21 protein-coding genes, 23 tRNA genes and 1 other RNA gene are annotated in these 22,171 nt (G+C 51.5%); 12 read left to right on the top strand and 33 right to left on the bottom strand.

The window, feature by feature from the left end; genetic code table 11:
• Positions 1 to 2: 2 nt before the first annotated feature.
• The 26 genes from R6H26_RS24600 to R6H26_RS24475 all read right to left on the bottom strand — a co-directional run bounded on the left by R6H26_RS24600 (position 3) and on the right by R6H26_RS24475 (position 4,783).
• Positions 3 to 75, bottom strand: a tRNA-Ala gene (locus R6H26_RS24600).
• A 5-nt stretch (positions 76 to 80) separates the two neighbouring features.
• Positions 81 to 157 (bottom strand) — tRNA-Arg (locus R6H26_RS24595).
• Positions 158 to 170: 13 nt separating this feature from the next.
• Positions 171 to 247 (bottom strand) — tRNA-Arg (locus tag R6H26_RS24590).
• Positions 248 to 333: 86 nt separating this feature from the next.
• Positions 334 to 404 (bottom strand) — tRNA-Gly (locus R6H26_RS24585).
• 4 nt (positions 405 to 408) lie between these two features.
• Positions 409 to 483, bottom strand: a tRNA-Thr gene (locus tag R6H26_RS24580).
• Between the two features lie 3 nt (positions 484 to 486).
• A tRNA-Met gene (locus R6H26_RS24575) sits at positions 487 to 563 on the bottom strand.
• Positions 564 to 571: 8 nt separating this feature from the next.
• Positions 572 to 646: transfer RNA gene (locus R6H26_RS24570), tRNA-Lys, on the bottom strand.
• A 7-nt stretch (positions 647 to 653) separates the two neighbouring features.
• Positions 654 to 728 (bottom strand) — tRNA-Lys (locus tag R6H26_RS24565).
• 29 nt (positions 729 to 757) lie between these two features.
• Positions 758 to 830 (bottom strand) — tRNA-Leu (locus R6H26_RS24560).
• 3 nt (positions 831 to 833) lie between these two features.
• Positions 834 to 910, bottom strand: a tRNA-Pro gene (locus R6H26_RS24555).
• Between the two features lie 8 nt (positions 911 to 918).
• Positions 919 to 995: transfer RNA gene (locus R6H26_RS24550), tRNA-Leu, on the bottom strand.
• A 52-nt stretch (positions 996 to 1,047) separates the two neighbouring features.
• Positions 1,048 to 1,120, bottom strand: a tRNA-Gln gene (locus R6H26_RS24545).
• A 25-nt stretch (positions 1,121 to 1,145) separates the two neighbouring features.
• Positions 1,146 to 1,219 (bottom strand) — tRNA-Gln (locus R6H26_RS24540).
• Positions 1,220 to 1,224: 5 nt separating this feature from the next.
• Positions 1,225 to 1,299: transfer RNA gene (locus R6H26_RS24535), tRNA-Asn, on the bottom strand.
• Between the two features lie 24 nt (positions 1,300 to 1,323).
• A tRNA-OTHER gene (locus R6H26_RS24530) sits at positions 1,324 to 1,420 on the bottom strand.
• Positions 1,421 to 1,424: 4 nt separating this feature from the next.
• A tRNA-OTHER gene (locus tag R6H26_RS24525) sits at positions 1,425 to 1,505 on the bottom strand.
• A gap of 5 nt (positions 1,506 to 1,510) precedes the next feature.
• A tRNA-Arg gene (locus R6H26_RS24520) sits at positions 1,511 to 1,588 on the bottom strand.
• 91 nt (positions 1,589 to 1,679) lie between these two features.
• Positions 1,680 to 1,764: transfer RNA gene (locus R6H26_RS24515), tRNA-Tyr, on the bottom strand.
• 9 nt (positions 1,765 to 1,773) lie between these two features.
• Positions 1,774 to 1,851, bottom strand: a tRNA-Glu gene (locus R6H26_RS24510).
• A gap of 41 nt (positions 1,852 to 1,892) precedes the next feature.
• Positions 1,893 to 1,963: transfer RNA gene (locus tag R6H26_RS24505), tRNA-Trp, on the bottom strand.
• Between the two features lie 3 nt (positions 1,964 to 1,966).
• Positions 1,967 to 2,041: transfer RNA gene (locus R6H26_RS24500), tRNA-Ile, on the bottom strand.
• Between the two features lie 5 nt (positions 2,042 to 2,046).
• A tRNA-Cys gene (locus R6H26_RS24495) sits at positions 2,047 to 2,123 on the bottom strand.
• Between the two features lie 85 nt (positions 2,124 to 2,208).
• Positions 2,209 to 2,308: transfer RNA gene (locus R6H26_RS24490), tRNA-Asp, on the bottom strand.
• A gap of 304 nt (positions 2,309 to 2,612) precedes the next feature.
• A complete protein-coding gene (locus tag R6H26_RS24485; protein WP_404786311.1) occupies positions 2,613 to 2,999 on the bottom strand; it encodes an alr0857 family protein in 387 nt (128 codons plus the stop codon).
• A 25-nt stretch (positions 3,000 to 3,024) separates the two neighbouring features.
• Positions 3,025 to 3,582, bottom strand: coding sequence for an HNH endonuclease (locus tag R6H26_RS24480; protein WP_404786309.1), 558 nt, complete (start codon positions 3,580 to 3,582; stop codon positions 3,025 to 3,027).
• Positions 3,583 to 4,195: 613 nt separating this feature from the next.
• The gene (locus R6H26_RS24475; protein ID WP_404786307.1) at positions 4,196 to 4,783 is read right to left on the bottom strand and encodes a hypothetical protein; all 588 of its coding nucleotides are present in this window, start codon (positions 4,781 to 4,783) and stop codon (positions 4,196 to 4,198) included.
• A gap of 324 nt (positions 4,784 to 5,107) precedes the next feature.
• Here R6H26_RS24475 and ssrA point away from each other — a divergent pair.
• The 5 genes from ssrA (at position 5,108) to ilvC (ending at position 8,829) form a co-directional block, all read left to right on the top strand.
• Positions 5,108 to 5,499: a transfer-messenger RNA gene (gene ssrA, locus R6H26_RS24470) on the top strand.
• A gap of 244 nt (positions 5,500 to 5,743) precedes the next feature.
• Entirely contained in the window at positions 5,744 to 6,214 is a 471-nt protein-coding gene (locus tag R6H26_RS24465; RefSeq protein ID WP_404783134.1) for a hypothetical protein, read from the top strand.
• The gene (locus tag R6H26_RS24460) at positions 6,199 to 7,005 is read left to right on the top strand and encodes a hypothetical protein (protein ID WP_404783135.1); all 807 of its coding nucleotides are present in this window, start codon (positions 6,199 to 6,201) and stop codon (positions 7,003 to 7,005) included. Before R6H26_RS24465 ends, R6H26_RS24460 begins: the two co-directional genes overlap by 16 nt.
• 39 nt (positions 7,006 to 7,044) lie before the next feature.
• The gene (locus R6H26_RS24455) at positions 7,045 to 7,662 is read left to right on the top strand and encodes a hypothetical protein (RefSeq protein WP_404786305.1); all 618 of its coding nucleotides are present in this window, start codon (positions 7,045 to 7,047) and stop codon (positions 7,660 to 7,662) included.
• A 171-nt stretch (positions 7,663 to 7,833) separates the two neighbouring features.
• Positions 7,834 to 8,829: a ketol-acid reductoisomerase gene (ilvC, locus tag R6H26_RS24450; protein WP_404786303.1), complete on the top strand. Its 996-nt coding sequence runs from the start codon at positions 7,834 to 7,836 to the stop codon at positions 8,827 to 8,829.
• A gap of 60 nt (positions 8,830 to 8,889) precedes the next feature.
• Here the strand turns inward: ilvC and R6H26_RS24445 are convergent, their stop codons facing one another.
• Entirely contained in the window at positions 8,890 to 9,477 is a 588-nt protein-coding gene (locus R6H26_RS24445; protein WP_404786301.1) for a Uma2 family endonuclease, read from the bottom strand.
• A 37-nt stretch (positions 9,478 to 9,514) separates the two neighbouring features.
• Between R6H26_RS24445 and R6H26_RS24440 the strand changes: the two genes are divergently transcribed.
• The 4 genes from R6H26_RS24440 to R6H26_RS24425 all read left to right on the top strand — a co-directional run bounded on the left by R6H26_RS24440 (position 9,515) and on the right by R6H26_RS24425 (position 15,188).
• On the top strand, positions 9,515 to 9,688 hold the full coding sequence (locus R6H26_RS24440) for a hypothetical protein (protein ID WP_404786299.1): 174 nt from the start codon (positions 9,515 to 9,517) through the stop codon (positions 9,686 to 9,688).
• Positions 9,689 to 9,891: 203 nt separating this feature from the next.
• Positions 9,892 to 12,237 (top strand): ATP-dependent helicase, encoded by a 2,346-nt coding sequence (locus R6H26_RS24435; protein ID WP_404786297.1) that lies wholly within the window; start codon positions 9,892 to 9,894, stop codon positions 12,235 to 12,237.
• 524 nt (positions 12,238 to 12,761) lie between these two features.
• Complete coding sequence (locus tag R6H26_RS24430) at positions 12,762 to 14,348, top strand: IS5 family transposase (RefSeq protein ID WP_404783413.1); 1,587 nt, start codon at positions 12,762 to 12,764, stop codon at positions 14,346 to 14,348.
• Positions 14,349 to 14,471: 123 nt separating this feature from the next.
• Complete coding sequence (locus R6H26_RS24425; protein WP_404786295.1) at positions 14,472 to 15,188, top strand: ABC transporter ATP-binding protein; 717 nt, start codon at positions 14,472 to 14,474, stop codon at positions 15,186 to 15,188.
• A gap of 3 nt (positions 15,189 to 15,191) precedes the next feature.
• Here the strand turns inward: R6H26_RS24425 and R6H26_RS24420 are convergent, their stop codons facing one another.
• Positions 15,192 to 15,824, bottom strand: coding sequence for a type I restriction endonuclease (locus tag R6H26_RS24420; protein ID WP_404786293.1), 633 nt, complete (start codon positions 15,822 to 15,824; stop codon positions 15,192 to 15,194).
• A 212-nt stretch (positions 15,825 to 16,036) separates the two neighbouring features.
• On the opposite strand from R6H26_RS24420, the gene rpsD reads away from it, so the two are divergent.
• Complete coding sequence (rpsD, locus tag R6H26_RS24415; protein WP_404786291.1) at positions 16,037 to 16,645, top strand: 30S ribosomal protein S4; 609 nt, start codon at positions 16,037 to 16,039, stop codon at positions 16,643 to 16,645.
• 347 nt (positions 16,646 to 16,992) lie between these two features.
• Here rpsD and R6H26_RS24410 read toward each other — a convergent pair whose 3' ends face one another.
• Entirely contained in the window at positions 16,993 to 17,310 is a 318-nt protein-coding gene (locus R6H26_RS24410; RefSeq protein ID WP_404786289.1) for an RNA recognition motif domain-containing protein, read from the bottom strand.
• A gap of 559 nt (positions 17,311 to 17,869) precedes the next feature.
• Between R6H26_RS24410 and R6H26_RS24405 the strand changes: the two genes are divergently transcribed.
• Positions 17,870 to 18,181: a carbon dioxide-concentrating mechanism protein CcmK gene (locus tag R6H26_RS24405; protein ID WP_404786288.1), complete on the top strand. Its 312-nt coding sequence runs from the start codon at positions 17,870 to 17,872 to the stop codon at positions 18,179 to 18,181.
• Positions 18,182 to 18,260: 79 nt separating this feature from the next.
• Here R6H26_RS24405 and R6H26_RS24400 read toward each other — a convergent pair whose 3' ends face one another.
• The 4 genes from R6H26_RS24400 to R6H26_RS24385 form a co-directional block, all read right to left on the bottom strand.
• The gene (locus R6H26_RS24400; protein WP_404786286.1) at positions 18,261 to 18,452 is read right to left on the bottom strand and encodes a hypothetical protein; all 192 of its coding nucleotides are present in this window, start codon (positions 18,450 to 18,452) and stop codon (positions 18,261 to 18,263) included.
• A gap of 62 nt (positions 18,453 to 18,514) precedes the next feature.
• On the bottom strand, positions 18,515 to 18,979 hold the full coding sequence (locus R6H26_RS24395) for a GNAT family N-acetyltransferase (protein ID WP_404786284.1): 465 nt from the start codon (positions 18,977 to 18,979) through the stop codon (positions 18,515 to 18,517).
• A 22-nt stretch (positions 18,980 to 19,001) separates the two neighbouring features.
• Positions 19,002 to 19,151 (bottom strand): hypothetical protein, encoded by a 150-nt coding sequence (locus R6H26_RS24390; protein WP_404786282.1) that lies wholly within the window; start codon positions 19,149 to 19,151, stop codon positions 19,002 to 19,004.
• Between the two features lie 18 nt (positions 19,152 to 19,169).
• On the bottom strand, positions 19,170 to 20,786 hold the full coding sequence (locus tag R6H26_RS24385; protein WP_404791437.1) for an NAD(P)/FAD-dependent oxidoreductase: 1,617 nt from the start codon (positions 20,784 to 20,786) through the stop codon (positions 19,170 to 19,172).
• 911 nt (positions 20,787 to 21,697) lie between these two features.
• Here R6H26_RS24385 and R6H26_RS24380 point away from each other — a divergent pair.
• Positions 21,698 to 22,021 carry a hypothetical protein gene (locus R6H26_RS24380; RefSeq protein WP_404786280.1) on the top strand — a complete coding sequence of 108 codons (324 nt, stop codon included), beginning with the start codon at positions 21,698 to 21,700 and terminating at the stop codon, positions 22,019 to 22,021.
• Positions 22,022 to 22,171 lie beyond the last annotated feature (150 nt).

Below are 22,171 nucleotides of genomic sequence, written 5' to 3'. Positions count from 1 at the left end.
AGTGGAGCCAAGGGGATTCGAACCCCTAACCTATCGCTTGCAAGGCGATCGCTCTTCCAGTTGAGCTATGGTCCCGTAATTGGCAGGAGTGGTAGGACTCAAACCCACAACATCCAGGGTCGAAACCTGGCGCTCTATTCAATTGAGCTACACTCCTAAGATTGGATATTTGGCAGGAGCGGTAGGACTCGAACCTAAACAGATCGATTTAGAAGATCGATGCCCGAATCCGTTAGGCGACACTCCCATGAGTTGGTAATCCTGACAGGAGTTGAACCTGCAACCTCTCGCTTGTAAGACGCTTGCTCTACCATTGAGCTACAGGACTACGAGAGCGATCTCCGAGACTCGAACTCGGACCTAGAGTTTGGAAGACTCAGATGCTGCCATTACACTACAATCGCATTCTGGGGCTGGCGACAGGAGTTGAACCTGCAACCTACTGATTACAAATCAGTTGCTCTGCCGTTGAGCCACACCAGCATTTGGTCACGGGGGCGAGAGTTGCACTCGCCGATGTGTAGGGTATGAACCTACCGAGTCTCTGTTGCTCCATCCCCGCATTATCATTTGGTGGGCGCTACAGGAATTGAACCTGTGTCTGTCTGATTAAGAATCAGATGCATAACCGTTCTGCCAAACGCCCATAACTTTGGTGAGGCGTGTAGGAATTGAACCTACCTTTGCCGCATTAAAAGTGCGGTACACAACCACTATGTCAACGCCTCACGCTTTATTGGGAAAATCATTCCCAAAGTACCCCTGACAGGACTCGAACCTGCAAACATAAGGTCTAAGCTTATGATGGTTGCCAATTACATCACAGGGGTAAATGGTCGGGATGACAGGATTTGAACCTGCGACTCCATGCTCCCAAAGCATGGCTTCTAGACCGCTGAATTACATCCCGATAGTTTTTGGTACTCCTGATGAGATTTGAACTCATACGTAAACCGTTTTTAAGACAGTTGCCTCTTCCATTGGGCTACAGGAGTTAGAAATGGGAGGTTTACAGAGGTTTGACCCAGGCGACTGTTTACCTCCCAACTGCCCCGTCAGGCTTTGAACCTGAAGTCTTCGCTTTCAAAGAGCGAGATGTTGCCAATTACACCACAGGGCATTGAAGTTTGTTTAGAAAGTGAGAATGGATGCCAGAGCAGGGGTTGAACCTGCATTTCAGCGTTCAGAGCGCTGCGACCTGCCATTAGTCGATCCGGCAATAAATGGCTGCCCCAGTAGGACTTGAACCTACAACCCTTCGCTTAACAAGCGATCGCTCTGCCATTGAGCTATAGGGCAATACAGATTTCCCTTAATAGGGAATGGGAAGTGACGGAATCGAACCGTCTTCTCGCCGTCTATGTCCGTTGGACAGGCTACGCCAACAGCAGCACATGAGCACCAGCTTCACCAACTTCCCAAGGCGGAGAGTAGAGGAATCGAACCCCTAAGTTGCCTTACCCTGGTTTTCAAGACCAGTTGCCGTCCATTCAGCGGTACCCTCCATAAATGGCGAGAACGGAAGGACTTGAACCTTCACTCTTCGGTTTCGTAGACCGATATGTTCATTCAGTTACACCACGTTCTCAAAGGCGGAGAGCAGTGGACTCGAACCACAATTGTTCATCCATCTGTTTAGCAAACAGCGCCGATCGCCCGATCGGGTTACTCTCCACAATTGGTAGGTCGGGCAGGAGTTGCACCTGCAATGCAGTTAGCGGCTGTTTTACAGACAGTTGCCCACGCTAGTAGGCGAGCCGACCTATGTATAATTGGCAGTGCCGACGGGAATTGAACCCGCACGCACATGATTGAAAGTCATGCGGCTTTACCAGATTTGCCTACGGCACCATGCTTGAAATTTCTACTGCGTGCAAGGGCAATCAGTAGAACGCAGAGACTAGGATTTGAACCCAGACTAAAGGCTTTGGAGACCCTTGTGCTGCCGTTACACCATCCCTGCATTTGGTCGCAGCGGCGGGAGTTGAACCCGCATATCCTCGGTTATGAGCCGAGTACCTTACCGTTAGGTGACACTGCAACAATTGGAGGCTGAGGCGAGATTCGAACTCGCGAATAAGAGTTTTGCAAACTCCCCCCTTAAACCGCTTGGGTACTCAGCCATTTGGGAGCCTTGGCGGGAGCTGCACCCGCTTCTCTCTGACTGAGAATCAGAGCGACTTTTCTATTCGTCCACAAGGCTAAAGGCGAGGGTGACGAGATTTGTTCGCGAAGCGTATCCGAAGGAGATACTCGCGACTTCCTGTTCGACAAACAGGCGCTCTAGACCAGGCTGAGCTACACCCCCAAAAAGTGGCAGATATTTAGTTTTCAAGGTTCGGAAGGAAAGCGAGGAATCGTCTCTGCTTAACAGGCGCTTCCGCGTTTCTCTCGATACTACAGTTATACTACAAACGTACTACAGAATGTCAAGGGGGTACTGCAAGGTTTTTGAAAATTAGCTGAAAGAGGGGATGTAGTAGTTCTTAATTGATGAAATACAGCACCTTGTAAGGGCGCAAGGTATGCGCGCCCTTACAAGGTGTGCTGGACTCCAGTGAAAATCGTCACCAATGCAACGAACTTCCTTTGCGTGCAGAGGGTTGCAAGCTTTAAGCCAAGAAAGATGCTTGGGCTTGAGTGGATTGCCAGAGCTTGTGCAAGTAGAACTCCACTTGATTAGAAAACGTTGCAATGAAGATGCCTTCATGGGCGTCCATACTTTCTGCAATCCAGCTTCCTTTGAGGCTGACTTCCACATAGGCGTCATCCACTGTAGAAAAGGAGATAAACGGCTTGTATTCTGCGCTCAGAAGTTGCTCTAGGCGAAAGAGTCCGGGATCTTTGGCAGGTAGCAAGAAGGAGGCCTTGCTCGGCTCAAAATATAGAGTTTGACCCGCACAGAGTGTCATCGAAACGCGCTGAGATACCCAAAGTTCTAGAGAGATCTTTAGCCGTTCCAATCGGAATCCAGTTTCGGTATAGGTTAGTTTCAACATCCTTCTTGCTGCCTTCGATCGAGTATTAGTCCGTAGAGAATGAGTCAGTGTCTTGGGTTTTCCAGAATTGTTCGGAAAAGGCGATCGCCGGGTGTACGGGGGCTTTGGGCTTGGTTCTGGGCGTCATGCCAATTTCGTGGAGGAGGCGATCGCCTTTCCTGGAATTACAGCGTTCGCAAGCCGCGACGACGTTGTTCCAAGTGTGCTGGCCGCCTTTAGACCGGGGAATGACGTGGTCCAGGGTTAGACGTTTGCCACTGCCGCAGTATTGACAGCTATAGCTGTCTCGGCGGAGGACCTCTCGACGGCTGACGGGCGGTATCTTCCAATGGCGTTCTGGATTGCCACCAATCAGGCGAATGTGTTCCGACACCTGTAGTACGATGCTGGGCGATCGCACTTCCCACAGCCGAGGGCTGCTGAATTCCAGAGATTCCGCCTGACCCGTTACCAGCAGTACTACAGCGCGTCTGAGGTTAATCCGAGCGAGGGGCAAATAATTTTTAGAAAAGACCACCACCGAATTTTGCAATACGGAGGGCTGCGAGACTTGCTGCTGTGGGACTTGAGCTTGAACGTGCATGGGTAAAACTCCTCAAAAAAACAACCCCCGCTTCTGATGTTTCAGGAGCGGGGGCAAGCAGTTAATGTCTGGTCTTTGCCTTATTGTGGCGCTAGGTTAAACCTGCACCTCCCGCTCTGGGTTCTGCGATCGCGATTCGTCCACTCGACGAGGGATTCTATAATGCCTAGGCTGGCGTCTTTTAAGCTGCTCAGCGGATACTGACCCTCAAACGAAAACAACGCGATCGCTCTGCCGACCCCGGTTCTGGGGCGACATTGCATGGCGCGTTGATGGTTTGAGGACGAGATAAACATGATGGAAGGCGGTTTCGGGTTATAGATTAATTCGTTTTCAATACTACACTTGTAATATCAGTTTGTCCACTGACTCACAGTAAAAAGTGCAGTCAAATCTGCAATGGGGTCCATACAAACTCTGTTTTGACGGCCAGAATTCCATTCCAACGGGCCATTCGTCGATTTGACTGCATCGCCTAGGGCTGCTTCAGTCTGATTGCTTGCAACGTAAATCCTTAACAATACTGGCTCAAAAAATTTACAAAGCTGGTGTCGGGGTCGCTACTCACGGACGCTAGGGATTTCCGCAGGAGCGACTAGCCTCCGCAATGGGTTTATCCTCGATTTCTCTCCAGCAATAGCATCATCAACAGACTCAAAAGGATTTGGGTTTCTTCCTGGTCGTTGATTCGATTGAGCTGTTTGATCGTAAATAACCGCGACCAGAAGCTGGGGATTTTCTCAAGGAGTATGGCAATTTCGCCATTGGGACGGCTGACGATATAGGTCGGGTTGAACACCAAGCCCGTAAACATTCCGACTACTGGAATTTCGCTGAACAAGCTGTCCATGACCTTGATCCAAGGGTTTTCCTCTTGAATATTGAACACAACCCGATCCTGTTCGTAAATTTCATAGTGTGCCTTCCAGAGCGATCGCATTCCGCGTCGCTTAACGGCACCAAGGGTTGCTCCCTTGGCGTCGGTAAAGTTATACCGCGCCGAAAAATCGATAATGCGATCGGCTTTGATGGTGTAGAGCTGCTCGCTTAGGCGATCGTCGCGATAAACTTCGATAACTTCCTTAAGTCGGAACAATTTTTGGCGCACGAATAAGACAAGATTGCCTTCTTTATTGGCAATCGATATTTTGGGGGCTAGCGTCCAAAGCTTAAACGCGAGTTGAAGCGGGTATTTATACATGGTCTGTGTTTGGATTGAATGGACGTTACTCGATGGGTATCGTTTCGTCTTTATTCTGCCCTTCACGGCTCTTAGCCAAACAAAAGCAGGGGGAGAATGGTCTTTTCGGAGGTATAGAGCGCTTAAAACCTGTCTGAAAAGTATTTTGTAACCCTTACCTAGAGAGCTTTTTGAGCGAAATGACTTATTTTTATTCAAAGCCTTGCGTGTCAAAGCCTTGAGCTGACTCTTTAAAGAGGTTCGTAGAGATTAAGGGTTTTAAGTCAAGAACTCAATCTTGCGATCCTGGGAGGTGAGCGTACTATAATGGATACAGAAACACATGGGGCTGTCCCGGCTTCGACGTTTTAGTGAACGTAGCCTCGTGATTCAGGCCGAGAGTGAGCTTCCTCTCGTAAATCCAAAGCTCAAACAAAACGTAAATGCGAACAACATCGTTCCTTTCGCTCGTAAGACAGTACTAGCTACTGCCTAAAAACCTTTCCGGTTTTTGAGCGTCTATAGTTTGACTCCGTTAAGGACTATAGACTTAACCCCCAACGGATTGCTCTAACGATTTATCTCTGGTTAGATCGTTAGCTAAGACAATACCGGAGCATCCTATCGTCGGGGATAATTGACGATCCTCGCTTCTAGGGTATAGAAGCTAAGCCTGTGAATGAATGGGGAGCTAATAACTAGGGCGGACACGGGTTCGACTCCCGTCAGCTCCACTTTTAGATAAAATCTAAATATCATCTGGTTGATGACTCCAAGCCCGCTCTAGTAGCGGGTTTTTGCTGTTTGCCAAAATATTTGACAGAGAGTAAGTTTAGCGCGATTGTTTCAGACCGTTAACCGAAATTCGGGCTGATTGCATAAATGCTGAGAGAATGCTGATTGCATAAATGCGCCTGGTTCCAAACAAGTTTGTGTGAAAGGAGATAGGATCATAGAAAGAGTTGTCGGAGGTCAGAGACCATGCCCCCAAGAAAGACGCGAGGCAAAGCCGGAGATAAAACAATCTGCCTGCCGATTAAAGAGGGTACGAACTACAGTGAGCTGGTCGAAGACCGAGAAGCCTATCGAGCATACCTCAACGCAGAAATTGCCCAGCACCCAGAATTGTTTCCAGAAGGCATAGAGCAAGGGTATCGGTTCCATGGACTGGTGGAGTCATCCCGGCAAGGAATAAAGACCCGACGCATCTACCTTCCCAGCCATCACGAAGCCTATCAAATTCGTCCAGACTTCGTGATGCCTTACATGAGTGAGCGCGCAGAGATCGCAGCCAAAGCATTATATTTGCGCAAACACGGACTGTCCTATGATGGCATCGCCTATGTGCTCGGTAAAACCGAGATGCATTGGTATCAGTTGTGCCGCTCCCTAGGACGGGTCTCGATCGTCGGAGCAACGGTGAAGGACGCGGCGGTGTGCCCCCCCATCTAAGCGCAGACGAGAAGCATACACGGTACCGAGGGGAGAAAGCCTATCTGGCTGTCACTGCCGCCAAAGGCTGTATTTTCGGCAGTGAGTTGTGCAAAAGTGCCGGACACGAGGCGCTTAAGGCGGGTTATGGTGTCTTTCAGGCGGAGGTCGCCCATCATCTGCCCGACTATAGGCCTCAAACCGTCACGCTCGATGGCTGGGATGCGACCCGGAGTGCTTGGCAGAGTCTATTTCCTGGGATTGTCTGGATTCTGTGCTTTTTGCATGAAGTCATCAAGGTGCGAGACTTGTGTCGTTCCCAAGCTGCCCTCTGGCAGAGTCTGCGCGAAAAACTGTGGCATGTGTATCATGGCGCGAACAAGGGGAAATTTGCCCAACGGCTGAGACGATTGCTCGAATGGGCTAAAAAGCAACCCCTGCGAGACTCGATTCACCAAAGGCTCAAGCGGCTCAAGGACAAGTCTGCCCTATTTCAGAGAGCCTATGATTTTCCAGGAGCGAGCCGAACGAGTAATGCGGTTGACCGCCCGATGAACTATCTTGACCGTTGCCTGTTTTCGATGCAATATTTCCATGGAACTTGGCCTGCCGCAGTCCAGACAGGTAGAGCAATAGCTTTATTATGGAACTTTCATCCCTTTTGTCGTAAAACACAGCAGCAAACAGGATGTCTTTGTCCCTTTGAGCAACTCAATGGCTTTCGATATCACGATGATTGGCTTCGCAATTTCTTAATTGCTGCGTCCCTTAACGGCAGACGCTCTCTGCCTCAATCTCTTCACACAAAATAGTGGGGAACTAGAAATGCGCAGACGATAGGGAGAACATCCATGAAAAGAATAACCCCTTTATTCCTAAGCCTTGTTTTTGCCAGCGGCACTGTAGCCTGCGGTAAAAATTCGGACGCTCCCACGAATTCTCAAGCTCAGCTTCCTCCTACTTCGGTTGCGGCTGGAACGACCTTCGAGGTCTCTTTGCCTGAGGAAATCTCGACGGGTAAAAATCAAGACCGAGATCGGTTGATCCTGCCCGTTAAAAGCCCGTTGGTGGGTGCCAACCCTATCCTCAAGGGGGCAAAAGTAGAAGGCCACCTAGAGAATGTCGTTAAAGCGGCCAGAGGCCGAAAGGCAAAGCTGCATCTCGTTTTCGACCAGATCGTCCTGAAGAATGGGGTAGCTCAACCTCTTGAGGCCAGCTTGGTAAACACTAAGGTCGAGTCTAAAACGAAAGGACAATTTTTAAAAAATGTCGGCATTATTGCGGTAGGCACGACCGCCGGGCACTTTTTAGGCAAAAAAATGGGCAAGAAATACGGTGGTTTGACGGGTGCGGCAGCAGCGACGGCCTTTGTCCTGGCCAGTCCGGGTGGAGAAGTCGTGCTGAAGAAGGGGACGGAGCTAGAACTAAAGCTCAAACAACCCATCGATCTAGCTCGATCGGGAACGTAACTTTTTCGTCTCATGCAGCCGCGTGTGGGTCGAATGGCAAGGTGAGCCTAGCCCTGCATCGTTTTGCCCTGCCCTCCAATGCCATCTATTACAGACTGTTCTGAAGCGTCTCTTCAGAGTAAAATAGTAAGTCTGCACCCGCCTACGCTTGCTGGAAGGAGACTACCACCCATGGCCCGCATGTACTACGATGCTGACGCCAATTTAGATCTATTAACGAATAAGACAATTGCCATTATTGGCTATGGTTCCCAGGGTCATGCCCACGCCTTGAATCTTAAAGACAGCGGCGTCAATGTCATTGTGGGTCTATACGAAGGCAGTAAGTCCGTCAAGATGGCTGAAGATGCCGGACTCAAGGTGCATTCTGTGGCTGATGCGGCCAAGGCTGCAGATTTTATTATGATTTTGCTGCCCGATGAGGTGCAAAGAACGGTTTACACCGCTGAAATCGAGCCGTACTTGACTGAAGGGAAAGTTCTAGCGTTTGCCCACGGGTTTAACATTCATTTTGCTCAGGTTTTGCCGCCCAAGAATGTCGATGTGGTGATGGTGGCGCCGAAGGGGCCCGGTCATTTGGTGCGTCGCACCTATACCCAAGGGCAAGGGGTTCCGGCGTTGTTTGCGGTGTACCAAGATGCATCCGGTCAGGCGCGCGATCGCGCGATGGCCTACGCGAAGGGCATTGGCGGGACCCGTGCTGGCGTTCTGGAAACCACTTTCCGGGAAGAAACCGAAACCGATTTGTTTGGAGAACAGGCCGTTCTGTGCGGCGGACTGAGCGCCCTCATTAAAGCCGGATTTGAAACCCTGGTGGAAGCTGGGTACCAGCCCGAACTCGCTTACTTTGAGTGTCTCCATGAAGTCAAGTTGATTGTGGACTTGGTGGTGGAAGGCGGCCTTGCCAAGATGCGCGACAGTATCTCAAATACGGCTGAGTACGGCGACTTTACCCGGGGGCCCCGCATCGTAAACGATGCGACGAAGGCGGAGATGAAAAAGGTCTTGCATGAAATTCAGACGGGTCAGTTTGCCCGCGAATTCGTGCTAGAAAATCAGTCGGGCAAGGCTGGCTTTACTGCCATGCGTCGCCGCGAAGCAGAGCATCCCATCGAAGAAGTGGGCAAAGATCTGCGGGCGATGTTTAGCTGGTTGGGCAAAGATTAGCAGCGACGCGTTTAGAGAAGATCGCTCGCTCGAGAGGCACCCTACTAAAGGGTGCCTTTTTTAAGGCTTGCCTGCGAATATTCGAGCGGCAGTCAGGTTTAGCTCTGGGAATGTGGGGGACTCGATCGGGGCATCGCCCTGGAATTCTGTGGCGTCATAGAACTCATGGTCTAGGATGCAAACGGTGATTTTTTGGACAATAGGATCTACTATCCAATATTCAGGAATTTCTAAAAGCCCGTACTCGGATCGTTTGGAGCGATAGTCATCGTTTGTGGTGGAGGGACTGACGACTTCTACGACCAACAAGGGAGGTGGCTCGTTGAGGTTGATGACGGCTTCTCGATCTGCCATTGCATCCCATTGCGCTAGGGGCAAAACCGTTACATCAGGGATGCGGGAGGTATCCCAGTTTCTGCCACGGGGGGAGCGCACTCCAACAAGGGCGGGCAGTGGCACCCAAGGTTTTCCAGATCGAGCCAAGGCATCTTCAAACTGACGCGTGATGAAGCGGATAATAGCTCCATGTTTTCCAGTGCCTAGACTCATCGGGACGAGTTCTCCATCGACCAGTTCGTAGCGGGTGTCAGTGCCGTCATCGTAGGTTAGGTATTCTGCAAAGGTAAATTTTTGGGTGGTGGTGGTCATAACGCTCTTCGCTGCTAAATTTGCTTTGGCGAAAAATTTGACTGCTGTTTCTATTATGAAGGTGATGGGTCGCTGTCTGGTGCCGCAAAAGTTGCCGCCCGCGCATCCTCCGCATCGATCTGGCGCTCTGCTTGTATCTTTGCTGCCCCTCACGGCGGCGATCGCCGACCGACTCGATAAGTTACCGCATACGATGAAAGACCAGTTCTAAAATTGAACCAGAAGGCAATCTGGATCCCAAGATCGTTAGAGGTGTTCCGAATCCAGTAGGATACACATGGGAGAAATCCCACCGAAGGAGTACGGCTTGCCTAATCTCGAGGTTAGGTTTTGAGTGTTTGCTCCCAGGGGGGTACATGCATTCGATCCGTGTCTTGGACTGGCAGGCCTCTCCTCGCGTGCGATTTGGCTTTAATGGCAACCGATCGCGATCCGTACCGCCACGATCTCAGCAGCTCGATGATAGCCCTAACGCAACAGCTAGAGCAGCTCCGCCAATCGCTCCGGCCCGGCCAGCGCGAAATGGCAGAGTGGAAGGGCGGGCCTTTGGCCGTGTCTGCGGTACCCGGTGCTGGGAAATCTCATGGAATGGCAGCGGCGGCGGCGATCGCCATTGCTCGTTTCAACCTGGGCCGCGCGCAGCAACTGGTGCTCGTGACCTTTACGCGATCGGCTGCTGCCAATCTCAAGCAAAAAGTGCGGCTGTTCTTAAAAGAACTCGATCTGCCCCAGACAGGTTTTACGGTACAGACGCTCCACAGCCTCGCCCTCAATATTGCCTCGCGCTATCCCCAGCAGTCCGGCCTGGATTTAGCCAATGCTACCCTTATTTCTCCCTACCAAAGCCATCGTCTGGTGCGCCAATGCGTCGAGCAGTGGATTCAGGCCCAGCCCCATCTCTTTCGCCTCCTCCTGGAAGTCGGCAGCAGCGGTGAAGAAGGAGAGCGGCTGCGGCGGCAGTCTGCCCTGCGATCCGATATTTTGCCCGCGCTAGCCCACACCGCCATCCACGAAGCCAAAAGTTCGGGACTGACTTCGGAAGACTTGGCCGTACTCTCCAGTCAAGCGAGCGACGAGCTGCCCATTCTGGCGATCGCTAGCGGACTTTACCAGCAGTACGACGCGCTGTTGCAGCTATCGGGCTGGATTGACTACGACGACATGATTCTAGGCGCGCTGAGGGCGCTCAAAACTCCTCAAATCCTGGCAGAACTCCAGCAGGAGATTTTTGCAGTCTTCGAAGACGAAGCTCAAGACTCAACTCCCTTGCAATCAAAATTGTTAGAATCCTTAGCCGTCCACCCCGATCGACCCTCGCAATTCAACCTCATCCGCGTCGGCGACCCCAACCAAGCCATCAACTCCACCTTTACCCCCGCCGACCCCATCTACTTCAGGTGGTTTTGCGAAGAACAGGCGAGAGCGGGTCGCCTTGGAGAGATGGCGCAATCGGCTCGGAGCTGTCAGCCCATTATCGACGCGGCAAACTTCATGCTGACCTGGGCCAATCAATCCCCGCTTGCGAGCGCAGATCTTCTCCCCTTTAAGGTACAGGCCATCCATCCCGTCCCTCCGAGCGACGATGCCACCCTAACAAATCCCCTGCCCCTAGGGCGTGGCGTGGAGCTTTATTTCCCCGCCGATATCTATCGCACTGCCGACGCGATCGGGCAGCGCGCTGCGGACGTTCTGACCCAAAATCCCGACCTCCGCATTGCAGTGCTGGTGCGCGAAAACAAGCAGGCGCGCTTTTTGGCGGCGGTCTTCAGTGACCCCAAACGTTACGGGTTGTCGGTCGATCTAGCAGAGCGCGATATCCCCGTCTACGACGTGGGAGCCGAAGAGCGCCGCTCTAACGTCCCCAATGAAATGCTGGCGATGCTCCAGTTTTTGGCTCGCCCTCACTCTACGGAATATTTCAAGGTTGCGCTGACGACCCTTGCAAAACGGCAGATCGTGCCCACCTATGACTTCAACCAGATTGCCAACGAACCCGAACAATTTTTGTATCCAGGCCCCCTCGCGTCCGAACAGTCCGATGAAAGACTTCTACAAATTCGTTCCGTTTGCACGACGCTCTTAACGGCTCGCTGGGAGTTGCCCCTTTACCAGCTCATTTCATTTTTAGCCCTAGAGCTTCACTACGATGCCGCAGAGCTCGCCACTGCTGACAAGCTGGCCAGTCGGCTGCAACAGCAAATGAACGCCGAGCGTTCCACTCTGGCCACTGCCATTGCGATTCTTCAGGAAATCGTCAGTACGGAGCGCTTTGAGGCCGTCGATCTCGATAATGACGACAGCCACTACACCCGCGCCCGTCAGCTCACCCTCATCACTATGCACAAGGCTAAGGGGCTGGATTGGGATGTCGTATTTCTACCCTTTTTGCACGACAGCGTCATCCCAGGTAGTTTGCGCGTACCGGGGACGGCTCAGTTTTTGGGAGACTACGCGATCGCCGAGGTCGCCCGCACCCAGATCCGAGCCAATCTCCACGGCAGTTCTGCCCTACCCTCCGCTCGAGAAGCATGGCACCAGGCCAAAACCCTGAAAGTTGCCGAGGAATTTCGGTTGCTGTACGTCGCGATGACGCGCGCCAAGCGATTGCTGTGGTTGTCGGCAGCTCAAATGGCACCCTATAGCTGGGGGAGCTTTAATTGGGAACGGCAGCCCCAACTCGAGCGCCAAAATCCCTGCCCGATCGTTCCCGCCCTCAAACAACGTTTTCCCGCTATTGTTGTCCCCATCCATCGCAAATAATTCAAACGCCCTCAGCCACAACCCATTCTTCCCCATCTCCACCCCCATCGGCGCAGAAGAAAAATACGGATCGCATCCCAGCTCGGGCTTAGATGTGTTAGCTTTAGTTCAGCAGCAAATGGGCTGCTTTTCTCCCGCAAACCGTTCAGAATGATGGAGGTGATGCCCATGCCAGATAGTAGTAAACGCGTGGGTCTCCAGGTTAACCAAAGCCGACTGCGTGCCGAGGCCGTTCTCTAAACTCAGAAGCGCTAGCGCAACTGAGCGGGGAGTTCCCCCGGCAGTCAGGCTTAACCTCAGAGACCCCACTAGACCGCTCCTAATGCGATAAACCTTTGAGTTTTAGCTCGAACGTTTATTTCTGTTAGGAGCGGATAGTCTTTTAAAGAGAGATGGCGTTCCTAGATAGGGCTTGCTGAAAAAGTATAGAACGTAGGGATTACAGTTCATCTGTCCGAACAAGGGGGTTGAAAAGTGCAAGAAAAAAGGCGAAAAATAGTCAAACCCCTTGCACTTGAGTCGGCATGTATCGGACTTCACCCCCAGGCCAACTGTCCTTTGAGAACTTCTACCTGCCCTTCGGCGGCAAATTGTCCCGTGACAATCGCTGGGTAAAGCTGGCTAAACTCATCCCGTGGGAAACAGTAGAAGCGAGTTATGCCGACCAGTTTAGTGCCACGATGGGCGCACCAGCCAAACCGTTTCGAGTCGCATTGGGAACCCTCATCATCAAAGAGAAGCTCGGCACCAGCGATGAAGAGACCGTGGAGCAGATCCGCGAGAACCCATACTTGCAGTACTTCTTGGGATTTAGCGAGTATCGGGATGAAGCGCCATTTGACTCATCCCTGTTGGTTCACTTTCGCAAACGCCTGAGTCTGGAGCTAGTGGGTCAGGTCAACGAAGCCGTCGTGCAGAAGATGCAAGGAGTGGCAGAAGCTACTGAATCACAGATGGCGGTATCGAGTGAAGCAGCATCTGAATCAGACCGTGATGACGATGAGCCACCCTCCCCCAATCAAGGGCAGCTCATCTTAGATGCGACCTGTGCCCCTGCGGATATTCGCTACCCGAGCGACTTGAGCTTATTGAATGAGGCTAGAGAGCAGAGCGAAGCCATCCTAGATGCCCTCTACGTCCAAGTGAGCGACCAATTTAAGACCAAGCCTCGCACCTACCGAAAGCTCGCGCGCAAAGCGTATCTATCCATCTCGAAGCAACGAAAACCCAGCCGTCAACTCAGGAGAAAAGGGATTCGTCAGCAACTCAACTATCTGGGTCGCAATCTCAAGCATATTGATATCCTCATAACAGCTGGGGCATCCTTGGCACAACTGAGTCGGCGTCAGTATCGCCTGCTGTTGGTCATCACTGAAGTCGTCAGGCAACAACGAGCCATGTTTGACGCCAACATCCGTCGCATCGATGACCGGATTGTGAGCATCGCCCAGCCCCATGTGAGGCCCATTGTGCGTGGCAAAGCAGGCGTGCCCGTGGAGTTTGGTGCAAAGCTATCGGTCAGTTGTATCAACGGCTGTGTGTTTCTAGACCGGCTCAGTTGGGACAATTTCAATGAGTCGACCCATCTCCAAGACCAGGTGGAAGCTTATCGGGCTCGGTTTGGCTGCTATCCCGAGTCGGTTCATGCCGACCAGATTTATCGCACTCGCGCCAATCGCAGTTGGTGTAAGGCGCGTGGTATCCGATTGAGTGGCCCGCCTTTGGGCAGGCCGAAGCAAGACCCATCGGTGCAGGCTCAACTCAAGCGACAGGCGCGTCAAGATGAGAAAGTCCGGGTCTGGATTGAAGGTAAGTTTGGTCAGGCCAAGCGACGCTTTTCTCTGGCACGGGTGATGGCGAAATTGGCCCACACGGCTCAAAGTGCCATTGCGATTACGTTTCTCGTGCTCAATTTGGAGCGTTGGCTCGCTGGGCTCTTAGCCTTGCTTTTTTGGCTTTTCGATCTGTGTCTGCAAGTCCTTCATGGCGGGATGGAGCGTGACGAAGCCGCTCAGCTGACGATGGGAGAATCGATGTCCTTTGTGTCCATTACTGAGCATTCATATCCAGCTATGTCTGAATTGGCGATCGCGTTGCCAATCTCAGTCTGAAATGACTTTTTCAGCAAGCCCTAGATAAAATTCAGGTTAGGACTTTCTCCGTCCATCAGTAGTGGGGACTGCTGGCTTCGGTTTATAGTAGGTCTGCCGTTGATGCCGCTAGCGAACGAGTTTATGAATGCCCCTCCTCTGCTATCTCTAGAAAAGCTGAGCGTAAACTATGGCGGCATTCAAGCACTGCAAGCGGTCGATCTAGAGATTTATCCCGGCGAAGTCGTGACACTGATCGGCGCTAACGGAGCGGGTAAGAGTACCGCCCTTCGCGCCATTTCTCGCACGATCCCAGTTCGGGATGGCCGCATTGACTACGCCGGGCAGAGTATCCTCCCTCGCAGTGCCCATGAAATGGTGAAGCTAGGTGTCGCCCATAGCCCAGAGGGACGTCGGATTCTGACCCGCCAAACCGTTCTAGATAATCTCAAGCTTGGAGCCTACAGTCGCTCCGATCGCCTGGGTATCAAAACCGATCTAGAACAGCAATTTTTGACCTTCCCTCGGCTCGCAGAACGCCGCAACCAAATTGCCGGAACCCTCAGCGGCGGCGAACAGCAAATGTTGGCGATCGCCCGCGCCCTGATGAGTCGCCCCAAGCTCCTGTTGTTGGACGAACCCAGCTTGGGGTTGGCTCCGGCAATCGTTTTAGAGATTTTTGCCATTATTCGGCAACTACGGGAGGCTGGAATCACGCTTTTACTAGTCGAGCAAAACGCGCATCTTGCTCTTCAGACTGCGGATAGAGGCTACGTTTTAGAGGCTGGACATATTACGCTTACAGGGGCTGCCGCTGACTTACTGGCAGATGAGCGCGTCAAGCAAGCCTATCTTGGCTAGCCATTACTGAATCATAACCTGACCAATCCCTTTAAGAATTTGCAGAACTTCATAGAGCCGATTGGCACGAGATAGCGGACTATAGGTGTCTGAAAAATCATATTCAGGACTTTTACCCTGTCTAACCTTCAGAAAAATAAAGCTGTTCCCATTCGTCACCATGCCGAACAAAGGCTTGTCCTGAATTGGATTTGCCATCATATACGCCAGTGTTTGCGGGACCCCCACTTCAACATCAAACTCAGTTTCTTTAGACTCAATCACAGCTCGCCAAAATTGGTCTTGAATGACCAAAAAATCGATGCGCCCTCGCAGCGTTTCATTTTCATCAACGGTTTCAATCTCCATGGAGACTTCGGCGCGTAACCGAAAGGGCGGATCGTAAAATCCAGCCATTTCGAGCAGTCGCGCTACCACAATCGCATTAACGGCCCCTTCCGTGACCTGACCCGCTTCACGGTGGTACCGAAACCGCTGGCGAATCCGATCCAGCGTCTCCCGTTCTGCCTCGTCTAGGGGTGGTAAATTGGCGTACCATTCCGTAAAAAATCCTTCATCGGGCGATCGCCGTAACCCAAACCGCTGATGAACGTCGTTTAGGGTCTTAACAACCTGAGTGACCGCTGTTTGCACCATTAGTTCTCGCTCCGCTCGACTACTCCTATGGTATGGCACTCAAGCAAACTGCCGCTGAGACAAACTTAAGATAGGCGATTCTGCAGTGCCGTCCATTTTGCTCAGAGCAAACCGGAACAAATCATCAAATCTGGTTTGACCTTGAACTTACGGTCCAATAAAACCTATACTGTAAGACTGTGACTACATGATTTAACTGAAGAGGAAGTGATATGTCGCGATATCGGGGCGCTCGCCTTAGAATAGTGCGCCGCTTAGGAGAATTGCCGGGTCTGACTCGGAAATCTGCGCGGCGGGCTTATCCGCCAGGACAGCACGGTCAAGCTCGCAAAAAGCGATCTGAGTATGCCGTCCGACTAGAAGAAAAACAAAAGCTTCGCTTTAACTACGGACTCTCGGAACGACAGCTCCTGCGCTACGTGCGTAAGGCGCGTCGAGCGGGCGGGTCTACAGGTACAGCGCTGCTGCAATTGCTAGAAATGCGCTTAGACAACACCGTCTTTCGTTTGGGCATGGCTCCCACCATCCCAGCCGCGCGACAGCTAGTGAACCACGGCCACATTACAGTCAACGGAAAAACGGTTTCCATTCCGAGCTATCAGTGCCGTCCGGGCGAAGAAATTGGGGTCAGAAATCGAGAGCACTCTCGTAAAATGGTTGAAACCAATATTCAGTTCCCCGGTCTTGCAAATATTCCCAGTCACCTTGAGCTAGACAAAGCAAAGCTCACGGGTAAGGTCAATAGCCTGGCCGAACGCGAATGGGTCGCTCTTGAAATTAACGAGTTACTTGTGGTTGAGTACTACTCCCGTAAGGGCTAGAGCAGCCATACAGAAAAAATACGCGGCATGTTTTCACACTTCTAAGCTCGGCTCTCGAATCCGTCAGATCGAGAGCCTTTTTCATGGCAAGCTGCGAATGTTGGATGGCTTGAGGAACGATCGCTCCAACTTATCGACAACTACATCAGCGATCCCCGTGGCGTTGGATCGCTTTTGCAACAGGCTGCAACAAAAGCTGGCTTCATGTTTTTGAAGTCAGGCTGACATGCTGCCGCAACCGAAGGGCAAAGAACCCAGCTAATGCGTCATAAAAACAGCGCGATCGCATTGATTGAAGCGTAAAAGCCAAACCCGCGATCGCGCTGTTCTAAAAAAGGGATCGGATTTTAGTAGCGTCGACCGCCACCGCCGCCACCGCCGCCGAAGTTTCCGGGGCGACCGCCGCCACCGCCGCGATTGTCTTCGCGAGGCTTAGCTTTGTTGACCTTCAAAGACCGACCCATCCATTCAGCGCCGTCGAGTTCTGAGATTGCTTTTTCCTCTTCAGCATCGCTCCCCATTTCGACAAAAGCAAATCCACGCATACGGCCTGTCTCGCGATCTGTGGGAAGCTGAACTCTTTTGACAGAGCCATATTCCGCAAACACAGAAGTTAGATCTTCTTGCGTAACGTCATAGGAGAGGTTACCAACGTAAATCGACATAAGAAAATTCCAGGATAGATATAAACAGAGTTAAGACTTAGGTAAATGTGGCGAAGCGATTTTAACCGACCAGGGAGTAGTCTCCTTAACCAACAAAGAAGCTGTGCCATCAATTGTTCATCTTCCGCTCCATTGTAGCCTAGGCTTAGGCATTCCCCCTAACCTAAACGATAGAAAGAATGAAGGCCGTTTCAACGGAAATTCATAGATTGACTTTAAAAAGGGCTGATAAAACGACTTGGATAGAAGCGCATAAGGTGGTATGGATAGGTCTACGATGCCGTTATACGTCGAAAATAGTCTTCTGCAGCAGTTCGGATAAAGTGCCCCGCAGCATTGTATATTGACGAAGGCGACGCTTTATTTTGGAGGCGGTCGCCTAGATCCATGTCATCAAAAGGCAACTCGCCGTCTCAGCTTTATTTTGAGATAGACCTCTTGCTTTAGAAACGCTTGATAAAGATTTGAACAATCGCCACCTCCGCGTACCAACGTTTCGATGGCTGTCGCTTAAGTACTTGTCAATGACAAAATACACCGGAAACGTTAGGAGCGTACCATGTCAATTGCGGTTGGAATGATTGAGACGAAGGGATTTCCCGCTGTGGTGGAAGCTGCGGATGCCATGGTCAAGGCAGCACGGGTCACGCTAGTGGGCTATGAAAAAATTGGCAGCGGGCGCGTGACGGTCATCATTCGGGGGAATGTTTCGGAGGTGCAGGCGTCGATCGCGGCGGGCGTCGAGTCGGCCAAGCGCGTCAATGGCGGCGAGGTGCTCTCCACGCACATTATCGCGCGCCCCCACGAAAACCTAGAGTACGTCCTGCCCATTCGCTACACCGAAGAGGTGGATCAGTTTAGAGAAAATTAAGGATCTGGCCCTTGGTCCAGAAGCTTAAATTAAAGCATCATCGGAATCCAAATACCTCCGATGATGTTTTCTTAAGGATTTATAGGGAAATCGCGCCGAAGGTTAGGGCGATCGCAAAGGCGACCAGAATTGGAATTCCGACGAGCAGTGCTTCTGGCGGAAATTTAGTCGTCGGTCCTTGAGATTTTACGAGAACAAAAATGCTACCGAGTCCCAGCAAAATCCAGAGAAATGCAAATCCGAGGAAAAAGACGTAGGGTGATTCTTCCATATCAAAAAGGCTGTGCCTCACTCCCGGTCTCACGAGTCTAACACTTTCGGCTCGAGCGCCTGCTAGCCCTCTTCTGGGTCTGAGAGAGACCGCTCCATTTTGAGGTGTGGAATGCTTGCTTCTTCGAAGGGTTCTCCCACTGCTGTAAATCCAAGCTGCTCGTAAAACCCGACGGTGGGCATTTGGGCGTGGATCGCGATTTTAGTGTAGCCCTGGGTTCGGCTGTAGGCGATCGCCGTGTGTACCATTTCGCCCCCAATGCCTTGACGCCGATAGGCGGGCAGGACGGCCAACCTTTCCAACTTGAGAACTGACGAGCCTGGAATTTCTCTCAGCCGCGCAACTCCAGCACTCTCGCCTTGGACCGTGGCCACGAGGTGAACGGCGGCTCCGTCCAAGCCATCCCATTCTAAGGCGGAGTCGATGCCTTGCTCTATCTGAAAGACGGCTTCGCGAATGCAACGAATGGCTTTGCTTTCATCTTCAAACAGACAAGTTTTGATGTGTAGATCTGCGGGTGTATTCATGAAAAATGAGTGTTTTGAGGAACTAGGCGATTTCCATGAGAGATTGTCCCGTTCTGAGATTGTGCCCTATCGCCACAGGCGAGGCTACGCCAACGGCTCCGCTCCGGGCACAATCTCTAGCTGGCTGAGCATCTAGCTGGCTGAGCGGAGCCGAAGCCAGCGGCAGATTCATGTCCGTCCAGAAATTACCTTAAGTTTTGCAAGCCATAGATTCCATCATACTGAGCGCCACGGCCTCGGCGACTTTGATCCCATCCACGCCAGCGGAGAGAATCCCGCCTGCGTATCCGGCCCCTTCGCCTGCGGGGTACAGTCCTTTGGTATTTAAGCTTTGGTAGTCGGCCCCCCGTTTGATGCAAATGGGGGATGAGGTGCGGGTTTCAACGCCAGTCAACACGGCGTCGTGCATGGCGAATCCTTCAATTTGCCGATCGAAGGCAGGAATGGCCTCGCGGATAGCGGCGATCGCGTAGTCCGGCAAGCTGGGACTTAAGTCGCACAGATGCACCCCAGGTCGATAGGACGGCTTTACCGTTCCGAGCTGAGTGGAAGGACGCTGGGCCAGAAAGTCCCCCACGAGCTGCCCCGGCGCTTTGTAGGTGCCGCCGCCCAAGGCAAAAGCACCCTCTTCTAAACGACGCTGTAAGTCCATTCCGGCTAAGGGGCCACCGGGATAGTCTTCTGGCGTAATGCCCACGACGATGCCGCTGTTGGCATTTTTGCCGCTGCGCTCGTACTGGCTCATGCCGTTGGTGACGACCCGCCCCAGTTCTGAGGTGGCTGCCACGACCTGCCCTCCCGGACACATGCAGAAGCTATAGACCGATCGCCCGTTGGAGCAGTGATGCACCAAGCTATAGTCCGCCGCGCCCAGCATGGGGTGGCCCGCTTGACGCCCCAAACGACACCGATCGATCAGCGCTTGGGGATGCTCGACTCGGAAGCCGATGGAAAAGGGTTTGGCTTCTATATAGACGCCCTGACGGTGAAGCATTTCAAAGGTATCGCGGGCGCTGTGGCCTACGGCAAGGACCACATGTCGGCTGGGGATAAATTCCCCGTTGGCGAGGGTGACGCCACGGACTTGTCCTTGTTCTATTTCAATGGTTTCGACTCGACTTTGAAACCAAATTTCGCCGCCCAGCGCCTCGATGCGATGGCGCAGGTTTTCCACAATTTTGACGAGGCGATAGGTGCCAATGTGGGGTTTGTTGACGTACAAAATTTCAGGCGAGGCTCCAGAATTGACCAGTTCTGCCAATACTTTGCGGCCTTGGCGGTTGGCATCTTTGATGCGGCTGTAGAGTTTGCCATCGGAGAAGGTGCCTGCACCGCCTTCCCCGAACTGGGCGTTGGATTCGGGGTTGAATTTGCCTTTGCTCCAAAAGCCGAAGGTATCGACGGAGCGATCGCGTACTGTTTTCCCCCGCTCTAGAATCAGAGGACGAAATCCCATTTGTGCCAGCAGCAGTCCGGCAAACATGCCGCAGGGACCGTTGCCAATGACGATCGGGCGGGTTTCTGGTGGGGCAGGGGCTTGCGCGACGTAGCGATAGGTGGTGTCTGGGGTGGGCACCACGTGGGGGTCTTTTTTGAAGCGTTGGAGAAGTTGTTTTTCTTGGGTGGTTTGGATATCTAGAACGTAGACGAAGCAGACTGCACCTTGTTTGCGGGCATCGTAGCTGCGCTTAAAGATGGAATATTTGACTAAGTCGGCTGAGTTGATTTGCAGCCGTTTCAGGATAGCCGCCTTAATCTCTGGTTCGGTGTGGTCTAGCGGTAGCTTAACTTCGGTAAGGCGGAGCATGGAGGATAGGTTGAAGGGGCTGGGAACGTGTTGAGGATTCCCTTTTCTCATTTTGGCAGATGTCGCTGAGATTCATTGTCCTGCTGAGTATTCGTTGGTTTGCCAAGGTCGGCGATCGTGTCTTGCCAGCCCAGGTTTGTTCAGTTCGATACGAGTTATGGTTGACACGAAGAGCATCATGCAGTTGACTGAGAAGTTTTTAACGATCCAGCAATATCGATAATGTTTGATGATTGACACGCCCTAAATGTTAGCTTCAACATGAAAAAATAGAATTATAAGAAATACTAAAACTATCCGTCTAAACCTCTGCATGGAGTAGAATCTGGATTAGTATCCGCCTAAACTGCTGGCAGGGCAATAAAAATAGAATCTCATCCGCCTAAACGCCTTATTAAGTGTGGATATGTGGATGAAATTCCGCTTTACCCTTCCTGCGGTATGTTTAGATGGAAAATCATCCGCCTAAACGTCTAGTCTGCGAGGTTAGACGGATAAATTGCGTTTTTAGAGACCTATGCAGGGTGGTTATGTGGATAGTTTCCGTCTAAACAATAGTTAGACCACTTAAACTATTTACAGAAGTATGATTAGAGGCTAGCTGAAAGATCTATCTTAAGGAACGACTGGTCAGTCATGGGTTAAAGTGTCGTCGAGATTTAGTTGTAATTTTCTATGTCTGATTTCTCAGTGGTGAGGGCATACTAAATCTATGCGTCCAAGTTCAGGGATAATTCGTAGATGTGGTTCTTTTTGCTGATTCCTCTATTAGGATTAGTCCCTTGGCTTTCCAAGCTATGGAATCGTCTAGACAATAAAACTAAAGAGTTAATTATCGAAATTGCTGTTCAAGCATTTGAAGAAATACTTCGTGGGTTCTATAAGTGGTGGAAATCTAGAGGTAGTAGATAATGAGTAGTTTTACAGAATTTATAAATAAGGCTAAGGAATTTCCTGCTCAACCAATGCCAGGCTCCATCACAACACTTTCTGCAATTCAATCTTCTTTAACTGTATCAGTTATAGGGGTTTTGACACCATTCTCCTTTTCAAATGATGAACGAGAGAAATTTTCAAAAGAGGTCTCCAGCTTGGTTCAAAATGAAGCATTTCTCTCTGAATTGGGTACTCAAATTCAGGAGCCACTAGAGCATGAATCCGAAGATGAGTTCGTGAAGCGCGCTAGTGGTACGTTGAGACAAATGTTGCGAGATAAATTTGGGCTTAAAAATTAGGAGTAGAGTTAATCCTTATCTAAGTACATGTGGCCTAATCACTGGGGCTTGTAGCGCATGGCCTCAACACTCTGGCGGTGACTTGCAGACTCGTGCCACCGTTCTTCAATTCAACAACGTTAGCCATCTAGCGTAGACTATGCCAATATT

This window comes from Altericista sp. CCNU0014 (genome assembly GCF_044923475.1).
Lineage (GTDB): Bacteria > Cyanobacteriota > Cyanobacteriia > Thermosynechococcales > Thermosynechococcaceae > JAAURS01.
Note: the sequence above shows the minus strand (reverse complement) of the source record. Positions and strands in the feature narration are given on the sequence as shown.